General features: G+C 43.4%; 17 protein-coding genes. 10 read left to right on the top strand and 7 right to left on the bottom strand.

What is annotated here, in order from left to right:
* Positions 1-10: 10 nt before the first annotated feature.
* The 6 genes from HPC40_RS08340 to HPC40_RS08315 all read right to left on the bottom strand — a co-directional run bounded on the left by HPC40_RS08340 (position 11) and on the right by HPC40_RS08315 (position 5858).
* Positions 11-472 carry a hypothetical protein gene (locus HPC40_RS08340; protein ID WP_208119036.1) on the bottom strand — a complete coding sequence of 154 codons (462 nt, stop codon included), beginning with the start codon at positions 470-472 and terminating at the stop codon, positions 11-13.
* 48 nt (positions 473-520) lie between these two features.
* Entirely contained in the window at positions 521-1780 is a 1260-nt protein-coding gene (locus HPC40_RS08335) for a heme biosynthesis HemY N-terminal domain-containing protein (protein ID WP_208119035.1), read from the bottom strand.
* A 12-nt stretch (positions 1781-1792) separates the two neighbouring features.
* Positions 1793-3286, bottom strand: coding sequence for a uroporphyrinogen-III C-methyltransferase (locus tag HPC40_RS08330; protein WP_208119034.1), 1494 nt, complete (start codon positions 3284-3286; stop codon positions 1793-1795).
* Positions 3287-3302: 16 nt separating this feature from the next.
* A complete protein-coding gene (locus HPC40_RS08325; RefSeq protein WP_208119033.1) occupies positions 3303-4061 on the bottom strand; it encodes a uroporphyrinogen-III synthase in 759 nt (252 codons plus the stop codon).
* A gap of 2 nt (positions 4062-4063) precedes the next feature.
* A complete protein-coding gene (gene hemC, locus HPC40_RS08320) occupies positions 4064-4996 on the bottom strand; it encodes a hydroxymethylbilane synthase (RefSeq protein WP_208119032.1) in 933 nt (310 codons plus the stop codon).
* Between the two features lie 127 nt (positions 4997-5123).
* Entirely contained in the window at positions 5124-5858 is a 735-nt protein-coding gene (locus HPC40_RS08315) for a glutathione peroxidase (protein WP_208119031.1), read from the bottom strand.
* A 138-nt stretch (positions 5859-5996) separates the two neighbouring features.
* Here HPC40_RS08315 and oxyR point away from each other — a divergent pair, with 138 nt between their 5' ends.
* Both oxyR and fabR read left to right on the top strand, forming a co-directional pair.
* Entirely contained in the window at positions 5997-6902 is a 906-nt protein-coding gene (gene oxyR, locus HPC40_RS08310; protein ID WP_208119030.1) for a DNA-binding transcriptional regulator OxyR, read from the top strand.
* Between the two features lie 8 nt (positions 6903-6910).
* Positions 6911-7534 carry an HTH-type transcriptional repressor FabR gene (gene fabR / locus HPC40_RS08305; protein WP_208119029.1) on the top strand — a complete coding sequence of 208 codons (624 nt, stop codon included), beginning with the start codon at positions 6911-6913 and terminating at the stop codon, positions 7532-7534.
* A 66-nt stretch (positions 7535-7600) separates the two neighbouring features.
* Here fabR and HPC40_RS08300 read toward each other — a convergent pair whose 3' ends face one another.
* Positions 7601-7822 carry a SlyX family protein gene (locus tag HPC40_RS08300; RefSeq protein ID WP_208119028.1) on the bottom strand — a complete coding sequence of 74 codons (222 nt, stop codon included), beginning with the start codon at positions 7820-7822 and terminating at the stop codon, positions 7601-7603.
* Between the two features lie 107 nt (positions 7823-7929).
* On the opposite strand from HPC40_RS08300, the gene fkpA reads away from it, so the two are divergent.
* From fkpA to fusA, 8 genes are all read left to right on the top strand, one after another.
* Positions 7930-8652 carry an FKBP-type peptidyl-prolyl cis-trans isomerase gene (fkpA, locus tag HPC40_RS08295; RefSeq protein WP_208119027.1) on the top strand — a complete coding sequence of 241 codons (723 nt, stop codon included), beginning with the start codon at positions 7930-7932 and terminating at the stop codon, positions 8650-8652.
* 57 nt (positions 8653-8709) lie between these two features.
* Positions 8710-9378 (top strand): helix-turn-helix transcriptional regulator, encoded by a 669-nt coding sequence (locus HPC40_RS08290; protein WP_408021827.1) that lies wholly within the window; start codon positions 8710-8712, stop codon positions 9376-9378.
* On the top strand, positions 9378-9758 hold the full coding sequence (tusD, locus tag HPC40_RS08285; protein WP_208119025.1) for a sulfurtransferase complex subunit TusD: 381 nt from the start codon (positions 9378-9380) through the stop codon (positions 9756-9758). Before HPC40_RS08290 ends, tusD begins: the two co-directional genes overlap by 1 nt.
* Positions 9755-10117, top strand: coding sequence for a sulfurtransferase complex subunit TusC (gene tusC / locus HPC40_RS08280; RefSeq protein WP_208119024.1), 363 nt, complete (start codon positions 9755-9757; stop codon positions 10115-10117). The genes tusD and tusC overlap by 4 nt, the downstream gene beginning before the upstream one ends.
* A gap of 7 nt (positions 10118-10124) precedes the next feature.
* Complete coding sequence (locus tag HPC40_RS08275; RefSeq protein ID WP_208119023.1) at positions 10125-10412, top strand: DsrH/TusB family sulfur relay protein; 288 nt, start codon at positions 10125-10127, stop codon at positions 10410-10412.
* A 139-nt stretch (positions 10413-10551) separates the two neighbouring features.
* The gene (rpsL, locus tag HPC40_RS08270; RefSeq protein ID WP_208119022.1) at positions 10552-10926 is read left to right on the top strand and encodes a 30S ribosomal protein S12; all 375 of its coding nucleotides are present in this window, start codon (positions 10552-10554) and stop codon (positions 10924-10926) included.
* A gap of 110 nt (positions 10927-11036) precedes the next feature.
* Positions 11037-11507 (top strand): 30S ribosomal protein S7, encoded by a 471-nt coding sequence (gene rpsG, locus HPC40_RS08265; RefSeq protein ID WP_208119021.1) that lies wholly within the window; start codon positions 11037-11039, stop codon positions 11505-11507.
* An 87-nt stretch (positions 11508-11594) separates the two neighbouring features.
* A complete protein-coding gene (gene fusA / locus HPC40_RS08260) occupies positions 11595-13700 on the top strand; it encodes an elongation factor G (protein WP_208119020.1) in 2106 nt (701 codons plus the stop codon).
* The last annotated feature ends 81 nt before the right edge of the window (positions 13701-13781 follow it).

Below are 13781 nucleotides of genomic sequence, written 5' to 3'. Positions count from 1 at the left end.
GTCGCTTTTTTTAGTGCATACCAAACTGTACAGTGCTGGATTTTGATTGCCAGCGTTCTTGCGAGTGTTCAGTTGTGCGAGTGCGTTTTTCTGTCGGTGTATTTTTAATTACCTCTGTGTGCACATCGCTTTCACGAATATAACGGCGTGAGCCTTGCTCATGTACTTTCATGGTTGCGGGAATGCCAACCGCACTTCCAAAACCAATATCACCGCCTGTGCCGACACGAATGCCCGTGATCTTTGCTGGGCGATTGACTGGTTGTGCGCTAGTCTTATTATGATCACTGGCATTGAGAATGTCGTTACTGTGCTCGTTCACTTGATGAACGTTTGCATTCGGGGTAGAAACACGTTTTTCATACTCCATCACAGTTTTATGATCTAATGGCTGTGATGGTGTTTGTTGTATTTGTGTGCAGCCAACCAAAGCCATAGGAAAAAGGCAAAGTGCGGTTTTGAGCATATTCATTGTGTTCTCCTTAAGTGAATGGGAAGGAGCTATAAAGCCCCTTTCATATTATACGTTTGCTTCAATTAACGTAGTCTGCTCTGGCGTTGGATGAAGATTTTTCCCCATTGCTTGTGCTAAACCTTGCTCCCGAATTTTTTGAGCACCTAATTGATCGCCGAGCTGCTCATAGACATAGGCTGCCATAGTGTAATCAGCAGCTTGACTTAGTGTAGGTTCGTTAATGAGATTATCTAAATACGTTTTTGCTTGTGCAAAGGCATCAATTCGTGCATTGAGATAACCTAGCGCACGGCTATAAGCAACTTGTAAAGCAGGATCATTACAGCTAACCAGTTGCTTTTCCAAGACTTTTATGAGCTTATTGTTTTTCTCCCATTGTAGGAATGGCAACTGCTCAAGCAGAGCGAGTTTATCGGCTTTTAGGTCAACCCGTTTGGCTGCATCAAGTGCGAAATCATAGGCTGATTCTTGATCATTTGCGGCAAGTAAGCGTTTAAGCATTCCGATTTGTGCATAGAGATCATGGTGACGTGCGCGTGATTGCACTTTCCACCAAGCAAGTAAACCGTCTACACCTTCTTCATTTAGTTTCTCATCTTGTAACCCATCCTCAATGGTGTGTTTTAAGCCCAATAATTGTTCTGAGTTATAATTTAAACGGTTTTCAACACGTTTATATAGCTCGTCTAAATGGGTATAAGCGTGGGATTGTAGATAAATATCGACAGCTAAACGCAACACTTCAGGGTTATGTGGGCAGGCAACGAGCAGGCTATCAATAGCACTGCGTGCAGCAGAAACTTTGCCTTGCAGCAATAAAATACGTGCACGCGCAATTTCGACAACTAAATTATCATTACCAGCCAGTTTTGTCGCTTCCATTAAGTAATGATTAGCATTGAGATCATCGCCTTTTTGTTGTGCGGCTTCCGCGGCTTTAATAAAATTTAAAACGGGCTCTGGTGCGTGCTTAGCGTTTTTCGCGATTAATTTTTCCGCTTTGGCGTAATCGCCTTCATTCATTTTCATTAAACCGGCCATTGTTTGTTTCTCTGCTTTCACACGTTTGCGACGAGAAAACCAGTGGTAGGTGTTATTACTCATTTTAAAGAAGCGGCTAATGAACCATTGTAAGAGGTAAATCACTGCCAAACTGACAACAAACAGCACCACCAGTGTTGGAATACTCATTTCGATGTTGTAGTTGGCAGTTGAAATCAGCACATAGCCTTGTTTACCTGATAGATAAGGTCCAGCGACAAGACCCGCTAATAAAAGTAACATTAAAAAGAGAACTTTAAACATTATCGCCTCCTATCACTGTACATTATCGGCGGGCTTAGGCTCAGCCAATTTTTCAGGCTCAGCATTGGCTTCGTGGGGTTGATGCTGATTGGCATTGGTTTTTTCTTCGCTATTTTCAGCATTGACATCATCCGATTTAACCGCACTTTGCTCGCTGGCTTTTGTTGAGGTAGAGAGTGTTTCTAGCACCTGATTATTGCGGTTTAATACCGCACTAATGGTTTTCCACGCGCTTAGTTGTGCGGGAGCATCGATATAAATAGACTGTTCTTTAAGCTGATCGACTTGTTGTAGAAATTGCTCGACGGAAGCATCGTCTGTATCAAAATAACTGCGTAACCAAGTGGCAACAGAATCCAAGGATTGTTTATACACTTCGTTTTGTTGGCGTGGCACGGCGGCAAGCGCAATTTGCAAACTCATACGGATATTTTCTCTCAGATAAATATCTTGATTTGGTGCAAGTAACTCTGGCGTGTCTTTATCTTTTTTACTTACCCGAATAAAATGATCTAAGAACGACGTTGCGCTTTTTTCCAAGTTTTGTTGCCAGTCATCAACGGAATCGCTCACTTCGACATTATCATTATTTGTGTTAAGCGATAGCACTTTTAAATTATCCACTTGTGAAATAAGCAGGCTTAATTTAGACATAATCAAGTCTTGATCGACATCATTGAGATTTTGAAGTTGATTGATGTCTTGGCGAATTGCAGAGCGAATGGCCACGGCTTGCGATGTTTGTACTTTTTCAAGGCTTGCATCCGCACTTTGTAGTAGCGAAATAACGGTGTCAATATCGCCATCTAGCACCAGTTTGCGTTGTGCATTAGTGAGCAGGAAATCGGCTTCCGACATCAACCAGTCGCTGGCTTGAGATTTATTATTAAAGCTCAATTTATTCAGTTGATTGCGTAATTCAGCTTGTTGTGCTTTTTCTAAATCCACATGATTACTCAATGCTTGTAACTGTGTATTAGCTTGCGCTAATTGTGCTTTAGTGTTTGCTAATTCTTGTGCTTGGGCTTCTTGTGTTTGTTTTAATTGCGAAAGTGCGGTTTCAAGCGCAGCGGTATCATTTGATGGTGTGGCTGAATTGCTCTGATTGGCTTGCTGAAGTTGTTGGGCAAGCTCATGGTATTTTTGCATGCCAAAATAGTAGCCAGCACCACCGACGCTGAGTGCGATGAGGATTGCCAAGAGTGCTAGCCCTTTGCCGCCACTCGACGAGCGAGCGTTTACCGTAGTTGCTGTTTCAACACTTTTGCACTCTGGGTTTGGTTTATCCGCGTTATCAGTTTGATTTTCTTGCTTTTTATCTTGTGCTTGTTCAGATACGGGTTTCGTTGCGCTGAATTTCGCTTTCTGATTCGCTGACCGCACTTTATTGTCCCCTTGTTGCGCCTTCGACGTGTCTTTATTTGGCGTTACGTCGTTGCTTTTATGTTGTGCCTCATTCGAGGACGGGTTGCCATTAGTCGGCAATTTTGGGGTTTTATCACTCATATTCTTACCTCATTGACTAGTCTTGTTCATCTCGAAGCGAGCATAATTTCGCAAGTATAGACATATTATCTGCACGTGTTGCGTGTGTTACGTTGTGCCAACCATACGTAAGAGCCTGTTGTGAGATGCGCGCACTGATTGTCACCAATTGTTGTTCCAATAACCAATTATGATCGTTTTTTGGCACAGATTCCACTAAATAACGTAAAATTTCGCCACTTGTCACAATTATAGTGCTAATTCCCGCACGTTTCCAAATACTCACTTGAGAAGGCATATCATATTGAATGGGATTGCGTTGATAGGTTTCTACAAACTCTGCATCAATGCCACGGGTAGTGAGCTGCTGTGCGATAAGGTTGCGCCCACCATTGCCGCGTAAAATCAGCATTTTTTTGCCTGTAAATGATCGTATGTTGGGGTGGGCTAGTAAACCCTCGCTATTTTCATGTGGGAAGGCATACGCAACGCCACATTCTGTGCACTGGCTAAGTTGTTGAGCGGTTTTTGCGCCCACGGCAAAATAGTGAATATCGTCTCGCCAATGAAACCCTACGTTATTTAAGGCGTGGCGAGCATAGTGAACCGCACTTTTGGAGACGGCCAAAATGCCGTCGCATGGGCTTAATCCCTTGATGAGATTAGGTAATGTATTGAGATCGCGCCCAGGACACATTTCAATCATTGGCACGTGTAAGGTGGCAAAACCGTGTTGATTGAGTAGCTGACAGAGTGCTTCGCCTTGTTTGCCAGGGCGTGTTACCAAAATTGCCATCGCTAGTTTCCGTTTAAATAGACGCTGTCTAGCAATGCCTGTGCCCCTTGTGCCAGCAGACTTTCAGCTAAATCGATGCCTAACTGTTGGGCTTGAATAAAAGGGGCGACGCCTTGAGCTCGCAATAGCGTTTTTCCCTCGACTTCGCCAACCAATGCGCGCATCTGAATCTGGTCGCCTACAATTTCAGCAAAGCCCGCAATCGGCACTTGGCAACCGCCTTGTAGTCGAGTATTCATTGCCCGTTCTGCACTCACACAAAGTGCGGTATGCTCATCTTGTAAGGGGGAAAGTAACGAATTGATTTCATCGTCGTCAATGCGTGTTTCAATCCCTAACGCCCCTTGTCCAACAGCGGGTAAAATATGGGAAGGCGAGATGATTTCGCGAATGCGTTGTTCAAGCCCTAATCGTTTTAAACCACTAGCAGCCAGAATAATGGCATCAAATTCACCCGCATCTAGCTTGCTTAGGCGTGTGCCTAAATTGCCACGCAACGATGTGATCTGTAAATCAGGGCGTAAGGCTTTTAATTGTGCTTGCCGACGCAGGCTGGAAGTCCCCACTACCGCACTTTGGGGTAATTCGGCAAGGTTTGCATAGTGGTGTGATACGAACGCATCATAAGGGTTTTCACGCGCGCAAATCACACTTAAGCCTAAGCCGTCAGGAAATGCCATCGGTACATCTTTCATGGAATGCACCGCTAAGTCCGCACGATGCTCTAAAAGTGCGTGTTCGAGTTCTTTAACAAATAACCCTTTGCCGCCAATTTTTGCCAATGGGGTGTCTAAAATCACATCACCTTTGGTAACCATCGGTAACAGTTCCACTTGCACATTTGGGTGGAGCTGTTCTAACCGCACTTTGATATGTTGGGCCTGCCACATTGCCAGTGGACTTTGGCGAGTTGCAATTTTAATAATTCTTTGCATAGTCTTAAAAAGCCAATGAATACTGGCTTTGCAGTGTAGCACGTTAATTGGGTTTTGTCAGGCGAAGCGGGCGGCGTATTGTACTAAAAAACCGAGCATCAGCTCGGTTTTGATAATGAAAGTGCGGTTATTTATTGGCAAAATATTGCTCTAAATCATCGCTACCGCCGATGTGTTTTCCGCCAATAAAGACTTGCGGTACGGTGTGGCGACCACTGATTGCACGCAGGCTGACGGTGGTGGCATCGTGACCTAGAATGATTTCTTCATATTGCAATTTGTGATCAATTAGCATTTGTTTTGCTTTTGCGCAATATGGGCAGCCAGGTTTAGTGAAAATGGCGATAGAGTCTTGGGTTTTGTGATCTGGTGCGATGTATTTCAACATAGTGTCTGCATCAGACACTTTAAATGGATCGCCTGGCTCTTCTGGCTCAATAAACATTTTTTCAACCACGCCATCTTTAACAAGCATAGAATAACGCCATGAGCGTTTGCCAAAACCAAGATCGGCTTTTTCTACTAACATGCCCATCCCTGCAGTAAATTCGCCATTACCATCAGGAATAAAGCGGATGTGCTCTGCTTTTTCATCTTCTTTCCACGCATTCATGACGAAAGTATCATTGACAGAAACCACCAAAATGTCATCAACACCGTGCTCTTTAAACGTCGCTGCAAGCTCGTTATAGCGAGGAAGATGGCTTGATGAACAGGTTGGTGTGAATGCACCTGGCAGCGAGAATACGATCACGGTGCGGTTTTTAAAAAGTTCGTCGGTAGTAATATCAACCCATTGATCGCCTTGGCGAGTGTGAAACGTTACGTTAGGGACTTTTTTCCCTTCCATTGACTGTAACATACTGTTCTCCTTATGTTATGAGATAAATCAAAATAAACAAGCGGTTTATTAACTTGCCCTTGATTATAATTGCAAATCGATTATAGTTATAATCAATTAAGACAATCCTTTCAATCGCTTTTTTCTATGAGGTGCAGTGTGAATATTCGCGATCTTGAATATCTCGTGGCATTATCTGAATATAAACACTTTCGTAAAGCTGCCGATGCGTGCAATGTAAGTCAGCCAACGCTTAGTGGGCAAATTCGTAAATTGGAGCAAGAATTGGGCATATTGTTGCTTGAACGCACCAGCCGCAAAGTGCTATTTACCCAATCGGGAATGCTCTTGGTTGACCAAGCACGCAAAATTTTACTTGAGGTGCACATTTTTAAAGAAATGGCAAGTAATCAAGGTAAAGAGATGAGCGGGCCGCTGCATATAGGGGTAATTCCAACGTTAGGCCCTTATTTGTTACCGTGTATGCTACCCGTGCTCGAAAAGGATTTCCCCGAGCTGGAAACGTACCTTTATGAGGCACAAACGCAAACCTTGTTAGACAAATTGGAAAGTGGACAGCTGGATTGTGCTATTCTTGCGCAAGTGCCAGAAACAGCAGACTTTATTGAAGTGCCGATGTTCCAAGAGCCAATGTTATTGGCGGTTGCCCCACAACATGCGTGGGCGCAACGTCAAACGGTAAATCTTGAAGAATTGAAAGATCACGAAATTTTAATGTTAGACGATGGGCATTGTTTACGCAATCAAACAATGGATTATTGTTTTACCGCAGGGGCGAAAGAGAATCAGCATTTTCAGGCAACGAGCCTTGAGACGCTGCGTAATATGGTTGCCGCAAACACTGGGGTTACGTTAATGCCCAAATTGGCCATTTTAAATGAGGGCAAGCGTCGAGGTGTTAATTACATTCACTTTGTACAGCCTCAGCCCTACCGCCATATTATTTTGGTTTATCGTCCTGGCTCACCGTTACGAAATCGTTATGAGCGCATTGCAAAAATTATTCAAAGTGCGGTCGAACCGATTTTGGCACAGTCAGTCTAGGGGGCATTATGGGGGTTCGAGCACAGCAAAAGGAAAAAACGCGTCGGGCATTGGTTGATGCCGCGTTTAATCAGCTCAGCGCAGAAAAAAGTTTTTCTAACCTTAGCTTGCGAGAGGTGGCACGTGAAGCAGGCATTGCGCCAACATCGTTTTATCGCCATTTTCGTGATATGGACGAATTGGGGCTAACAATGGTTGATGAGGCTGGGTTGATCTTGCGTCAGCTGATGCGTCAAGCACGCAAACGCATTGAAAAGGGCGGTAGTGTTATCGCCATTTCAGTGGAAACGTTTTTTGAATTTATCGCCCAACGCCCGAATATGTTTCGTTTATTATTGCGTGAAAGCTCTGGCACATCACACGCTTTTCGCACAGCGGCGGCCCGTGAAATTAAACATTTCGTTGATGAATTGGCAGAGTACATCGCCCAGCGTAATGATTTTTCTGATTATGTTGCCTATATTCAGGCGGAAGGCATGGTGACCATTGTGTTCACCGCGGGGGCTAACGCCCTTGATATGAGTGCTAAAGAGCGGTTAGCCTTACAAGAGCGAGTTACCTTACAGCTCAAAATGCTTGCACGAGGTGCTGTGCCGTTACTAGGTGAACACGGCGTGACGGCAACAACATAACCTTTTTGCTACAACACAAGAAAAATAAAACGTTAATATAATAAAAAGGCTGCATTTGCAGCTTTTTTAGTAGTGCGGTGGTGGCGTTTCCTCGCTCATTGATGCGATATTGCTAGTTTGTAAATCAGTGAGTTTTCGCGCAAGTAACCGCACTTGTTGTTGCAGTTTGTCGATAGCAAATTGCTGGTTTATTAGAGCTTGGTTGAGATCGTCAATCATGCCTTCTTGAAAGGTAATTTTTGTTTCGAGTTCGGCAATTTGGCTTAATAAAAAGGTTTGTTCATTCATCATTATTTTAAAAAAGTAAAAAATTTTGCAAACACTTTAAACTATTCCCTGTCAAAGATATAGTGTAAGATACACAAACGTAAATTTAAATATGAAAGGGCAATTTTATGCTAAATAAAAAATTATCATTAGTAACAGCAATTGTAGTAAGTGCGGTGGCAAGCTCTGTCTTTGCCGCAGATAATGCAAAAGATAGCACATTTGTGGCTGATTCATCTTATGCAGTAGGTGCATTGATGAGCAAGCAGATGCAGCAAATCATTGAAAGCCAAAAGGACTTGGTCACTTATGATAAGGCACAAGTGCTTAAGGGGTTTACCGAGACTTTTAATGACAAAGGCAAATTTGATGATAAACAACTGGGTGAGCAGTTGACGAAACTGGATAACGTGTTAAAAGAAAAAACACAAGCTAAAATAGAAGCCGATGCCAAAGCTGCCGAGGAGCAGGGTGCAAAATTCCGTGCGGAATACGCAAAAAAAGATGGCGTGAAACAAACCAAATCAGGCTTGTTGTATAAAATTGAAAAAGCGGGAAGTGGCGATGTTGTAACGCCAGAAGATACCGTAAAAGTGCACTATAAAGGCACGTTGGTCAATGGGCAGGAGTTTGATAGTTCATACACGCGTGGTGAGCCTGTTGAGTTTCAGTTAAACAAATTAGTGAAAGGTTGGGTGGAAGGTATTCCATTGATCAAAAAAGGCGGTAAAATTCAGTTAGTGGTGCCACCTGAATTAGGTTATGGCGCACAGGCTACGGGCTCAATTCCGCCAAATTCAACACTTGTATTCGATATTGAATTACTGGATGTTACAAAAGCGAAAAAATAACGCATACAATAATCGGCAGGGGATTTCCCTGCCTTTGCCTTGATAATAATGATAACTATGCAAATGGACTACGTTTTTAATCAACAAGACAATGCAATTTTAGAGTCTTACACTGCTGTTGTAGATGGGCTGGCTGCCTTAATTGGGGAGCATTGTGAAATTGTGTTACATTCACTTGAGGACTTACAACATTCTGCCATTTATATCGCCAATGGGCATAACACGAACCGCAAGGTGGGTTCGCCGATAACAGATCTGGCGTTAAGCTCATTGCACCATATGCAAACGGATAATGTCTCCAAGCCTTATTTCACACGCGCCAAAGGCAATGCGCTGATGAAATCGGTCACCATCGCCATTCGCAATCCACAACAGCGTATTATTGGACTGTTGTGTATTAATATGAACTTGGACGCACCATTATCACAATTTTTGCAAGCTCTCGTACCAACGCAGACACAGCCAGAACTTGCAGGGCCAGTCAATTTTGCACATTCGGTAGAAGACTTAGTAGCGCAGACCATTGAGCATACTATTGATGAAATTAATGCTGACACCAGCGTGGCGAACAACAGCAAGAATAAGCAGATTGTCTATGCGCTGTTTGAAAAAGGCATTTTTGATATTAAAGATGCGATCCACCAAGTGGCGGATCGGCTGGATATTTCCCGCCATACCGTTTATCTCTATATCCGTCAAATTAAACAAGACGACACGGAGCTATAATGCGCTATGTATTGCAAGTGAGCCAATCGCCGCATTCTGGTACAGGAAACGCGCTGGCATTAGCATTTGCAACGGAATTGTTAAAGTGCGGTCACGACATTACCCAAATTTTTTTCTATCATGATGGCGTGTTGACGGGCAATCAATTTAATTACCCTGCCAACGATGAACCGCACTTAACTGCCCAGTGGCAGGCGTTTGCCGAAAAACACCAAGTGCGGTTAACCCTGTGTATCGCTGCAGCACAGCGGCGTGGCATTGTTAATGAAGATAGCAGTGCAACAGGTAAGCTGAATAATCTTGCACCGCACTTTGAATTAGCAGGGCTGACGGATTTTATGCAAGCGGCATTACAAGCGGATCGGGTGATCAGCCTATGATCAAACTCGCCATTGTATTTACCCATTCCCCCTTTGAAAGTGCGGTTTCCCGCGAAGGGCTGGACGCTGCATTGGCGGCGACGGCATTTTTAGAACCTGAAGAGCTGGCAGTATTTTTTCTCGGTGATGGTGTGCTAAATCTCAAGTGCGGTCAACAACCCCATCTGATTGGGCAGGTCGATTTTCTCAAACGTTTTAAACTGCTTGCGTTGTATGAAATAGAGCAGTGCTACGCCTGTGCAGACTCTTTATGTGATTTTGAGCTCACAGAGCAGGATTTACTGCTCGATTGCCAAGTATTAACACGACATGTGCTCATCGCCAAACTACAAAGTGCGGTCAACATTCTCACGTTTTGAGGTTGCTATGCTATATACCTTTTCCAAAGCCCATTACAATCTTGATGAATTAACGCGAATCCTGACGCAAGTTAGTGAAAATGATAGCATAGTCCTTTGGCAAGAGGGGGTGCTCCTTCCACTAAAATACCGCACGTTATTTACATCGCTCAATGTCCCACTTTATGCGCTTGAATGCGATATCCATGCACGACATCTCACCGCACTTTATACATCATTGCCCACTATTGCATTGATGAGTCTGAGCAAGTTGGTTGCACTGAGCGAGCAATATCATCCGCAACTAGCATTATAGTGTGAACGCATAGAGAAAAATCGGCATTAAACTTGACATCATTGTATGCAAAGACTACAATTTGTCGTCCATCTTGTATAAGATGGTGTATTTTTATACATTCTATTTATGAATAATTATTAAAACTGGAGCTTTTTTAATGGCAACTATCAACCAGCTAGTACGCAAACCGCGTGTGAAGAAGGTTGTAAAAAGCGCCGTTCCTGCGTTACAAGCATGTCCGCAGAAACGTGGCGTGTGTACTCGTGTGTACACTACTACACCTAAAAAACCTAACTCAGCACTACGTAAAGTTTGTCGTATTCGTTTAACTAACGGTTATGAAGTTACTTCATATATCGGTGGTGAAGGTCACAACCTTCAAGAGCACAGCGTTGTGCTTATTCGTGGTGGTCGTGTTAAAGACTTACCGGGTGTGCGTTATCACACTGTTCGCGGTGCATTAGACTGTGCAGGCGTGAAAGATCGTAAACAAGGTCGTTCTAAATACGGCGTGAAGAAACCTAAAGCTTAATGGACTCCGTTAAGTAAGGCCAAACGTAATATTTTAGCAACCTATTAATATCACCAGACTCCAGTAAAAAAGAGTTTTGGGTAACCTGAAGAAAAATACGGAGAAATGCCATGCCACGTCGTCGTGTGATTGGTCAACGCAAGATCCTTCCAGATCCAAAGTTCGGATCAGAATTGCTTGCAAAATTTATTAATGTGTTAATGGTAGATGGTAAAAAATCTATCGCAGAAAAAATTGTATACAGTGCATTAGATATACTCGCAGAGCGCACTGGAAAAGAACATTTAGACGCGTTTGAAGCTGCGCTTGACAATGTTCGTCCAACCGTTGAGGTTAAATCTCGTCGTGTTGGTGGTTCAACCTACCAAGTGCCGGTAGAAGTTCGTCCGGTTCGTCGTAACGCCTTAGGTATGCGTTGGATCGTTGAAGCTGCGCGTAAACGTGGTGACAAATCAATGGCTTTACGCCTTGCTAATGAACTTTCAGATGCAGCGGATAATAAAGGTGCTGCGGTGAAAAAACGTGAAGATGTTCATCGCATGGCTGAAGCAAACAAAGCGTTTGCTCACTATCGCTGGTAATACCGCACTTTTGTGTAAACGAATCGCAGGCTTTATGTTGAGCCTGCGTAACAAATTTTTTTCAACGCCTAACGAGAGGAAATAATCGTGGCTAGAACTACTCCCATTGAGCGCTATCGTAACATCGGTATCAGTGCTCACATCGACGCAGGTAAAACAACAACCACTGAGCGTATTTTGTTCTATACTGGGATAAGCCATAAAATTGGTGAGGTGCATGATGGTGCCGCAACCATGGACTGGATGGAACAAGAGCAAGAGCGTGGTATCACCATTACTTCTGCGGCTACAACGGCATTCTGGAGCGGAATGTCAAATCAATTCCCACAACACCGTATCAATATTATCGATACTCCAGGACACGTTGACTTTACGATTGAAGTAGAGCGTTCAATGCGTGTACTTGATGGTGCGGTAATGGTGTATTGTGCAGTTGGTGGTGTACAACCTCAATCTGAAACAGTATGGCGTCAAGCAAACAAATATAGCGTACCACGTATTGCGTTCGTGAACAAAATGGACCGTACGGGAGCTAACTTCCTACGTGTTGTTGAGCAAATTAAAACTCGCTTAGGTGGTACGGCAGTGCCAATTCAATTGCCAATTGGTGCAGAAGAAAACTTTAAAGGTGTTATTGATCTTTTAAAAATGAAGGCGATCAACTGGAATGAAGCTGATCAGGGTATGACATTCACTTATGAAGACATTCCTGCTGAATTAAAAGATCTTGCCGATGAATGGCATCAAAACCTAATTGAGTCAGCGGCAGAAGCATCTGAAGAGTTGATGGAAAAATATTTAGGCGGTGAAGATTTGACTGAAGAAGAGATCAAATCTGCTATCCGTACTCGCGTACTGAATAACGAAATTATACTTGTAACGTGTGGTTCAGCCTTTAAAAATAAAGGTGTACAAGCCATGCTTGATGCTGTGGTTGATTATCTTCCTGCGCCAACTGACGTTCCAGCGATTAAAGGAATTAATCCTGATGAAACGGAAGGTGAGCGTCATGCAAGTGATGAGGAACCGTTTGCTGCGCTTGCATTTAAAATTGCAACAGACCCATTTGTGGGTAACTTAACGTTCTTCCGTGTTTATTCTGGTGTTGTAAATTCAGGTGATACTGTATTGAACTCAGTGAAAGATAAACGTGAACGTTTTGGTCGTATCGTACAGATGCATGCGAATAAACGTGAAGAAATCAAAGAAGTTCGCGCAGGCGACATCGCAGCAGCCATCGGTTTGAAAGATGTAGGCACTGGGGATACATTGTGTGCGCAAGATGCACCAATTATTCTGGAACGTATGGAGTTCCCAGATCCCGTAATCGCGGTTGCGGTTGAGCCGAAAACCAAAGCTGACCAAGAGAAAATGGGTATCGCACTTAGCCGTTTGGCACAAGAAGATCCGTCTTTCCGTGTGCATACTGATGAAGAGTCAGGCGAAACCATTATCTCTGGTATGGGTGAGTTGCACTTAGATATTATCGTTGACCGTATGCGTCGTGAGTTTAAAGTTGAAGCGAATGTTGGTAAACCACAAGTAGCTTACCGCGAAACTATCCGTACTGCCGTTAATGATGTTGAAGGTAAACACGCAAAACAATCAGGTGGTCGTGGTCAATATGGTCATGTTGTTATTGATATGTATCCATTAGACCCAGAAGGTCCAGGATATGAATTTGTCAATGAAATTAAAGGTGGTGTAATCCCTGGTGAATATATCCCTGCCGTTGATAAAGGTATCCAAGAGCAGTTAAAATCAGGTCCGCTTGCAGGTTATCCAGTAGTTGATCTTGGTGTACGCTTGCACTTTGGTTCATATCATGATGTTGACTCATCTGAATTGGCGTTTAAATTAGCTGCTTCACTTGCGTTCAAAGCAGGTTTTGCGAAAGCAAATCCAGTATTGCTTGAGCCAATCATGAAAGTGGAAGTGGAAACACCAGAAGAGTACATGGGTGATGTGATCGGTGACTTAAACCGTCGTCGTGGTTTAGTTGAAGGCATGGAAGATTTAGGGCTTGCGAAAATTGTTCGCGCACAAGTGCCATTATCTGAAATGTTCGGTTATGCAACTGACTTACGCTCACAAACTCAAGGTCGTGCATCATATTCAATGGAACCATTGAAATATGCTGAAGCACCAACAAGTGTTGCCAACGCCGTTATTGAAGCGCGTAAAGCAAAATAATTTTGTTAACCAAGCCGTAAGCTCTGGTGCTTACGGTCTCACACATAAGGAAACTTAATCGTGTCTAAAGAAAAATTTGAA

It is taken from the genome of Spirabiliibacterium falconis, from assembly GCF_014885015.1.
Classification (GTDB): Bacteria; Pseudomonadota; Gammaproteobacteria; order Enterobacterales; family Pasteurellaceae; genus Spirabiliibacterium; species Spirabiliibacterium falconis.
The sequence above is the reverse complement of the archived record's forward strand: the minus strand, read 5'-3'. Positions and strand labels throughout refer to the sequence as shown.

What these genes read in the sequence shown, in the direction of transcription:
- tusC (WP_208119024.1), top strand. Translation starts at nt 9,755, where the DNA reads ATGATCAAACTCGCCATTGTATTTACCCATTCCCCCTTTGAAAGTGCG.
- rpsL (WP_208119022.1), top strand. Translation starts at nt 10,552, where the DNA reads ATGGCAACTATCAACCAGCTAGTACGCAAACCGCGTGTGAAGAAGGTT.
- fkpA (WP_208119027.1), top strand. Translation starts at nt 7,930, where the DNA reads ATGCTAAATAAAAAATTATCATTAGTAACAGCAATTGTAGTAAGTGCG.
- HPC40_RS08290 (WP_408021827.1), top strand. Translation starts at nt 8,710, where the DNA reads ATGCAAATGGACTACGTTTTTAATCAACAAGACAATGCAATTTTAGAG.
- HPC40_RS08325 (WP_208119033.1), bottom strand. Translation starts at nt 4,061, where the DNA reads ATGGCAATTTTGGTAACACGCCCTGGCAAACAAGGCGAAGCACTCTGT.
- HPC40_RS08275 (WP_208119023.1), top strand. Translation starts at nt 10,125, where the DNA reads ATGCTATATACCTTTTCCAAAGCCCATTACAATCTTGATGAATTAACG.
- fabR (WP_208119029.1), top strand. Translation starts at nt 6,911, where the DNA reads ATGGGGGTTCGAGCACAGCAAAAGGAAAAAACGCGTCGGGCATTGGTT.
- hemC (WP_208119032.1), bottom strand. Translation starts at nt 4,996, where the DNA reads ATGCAAAGAATTATTAAAATTGCAACTCGCCAAAGTCCACTGGCAATG.
- HPC40_RS08315 (WP_208119031.1), bottom strand. Translation starts at nt 5,858, where the DNA reads ATGTTACAGTCAATGGAAGGGAAAAAAGTCCCTAACGTAACGTTTCAC.
- rpsG (WP_208119021.1), top strand. Translation starts at nt 11,037, where the DNA reads ATGCCACGTCGTCGTGTGATTGGTCAACGCAAGATCCTTCCAGATCCA.
- HPC40_RS08340 (WP_208119036.1), bottom strand. Translation starts at nt 472, where the DNA reads ATGAATATGCTCAAAACCGCACTTTGCCTTTTTCCTATGGCTTTGGTT.
- HPC40_RS08335 (WP_208119035.1), bottom strand. Translation starts at nt 1,780, where the DNA reads ATGTTTAAAGTTCTCTTTTTAATGTTACTTTTATTAGCGGGTCTTGTC.
- HPC40_RS08330 (WP_208119034.1), bottom strand. Translation starts at nt 3,286, where the DNA reads ATGAGTGATAAAACCCCAAAATTGCCGACTAATGGCAACCCGTCCTCG.
- HPC40_RS08300 (WP_208119028.1), bottom strand. Translation starts at nt 7,822, where the DNA reads ATGAATGAACAAACCTTTTTATTAAGCCAAATTGCCGAACTCGAAACA.
- tusD (WP_208119025.1), top strand. Translation starts at nt 9,378, where the DNA reads ATGCGCTATGTATTGCAAGTGAGCCAATCGCCGCATTCTGGTACAGGA.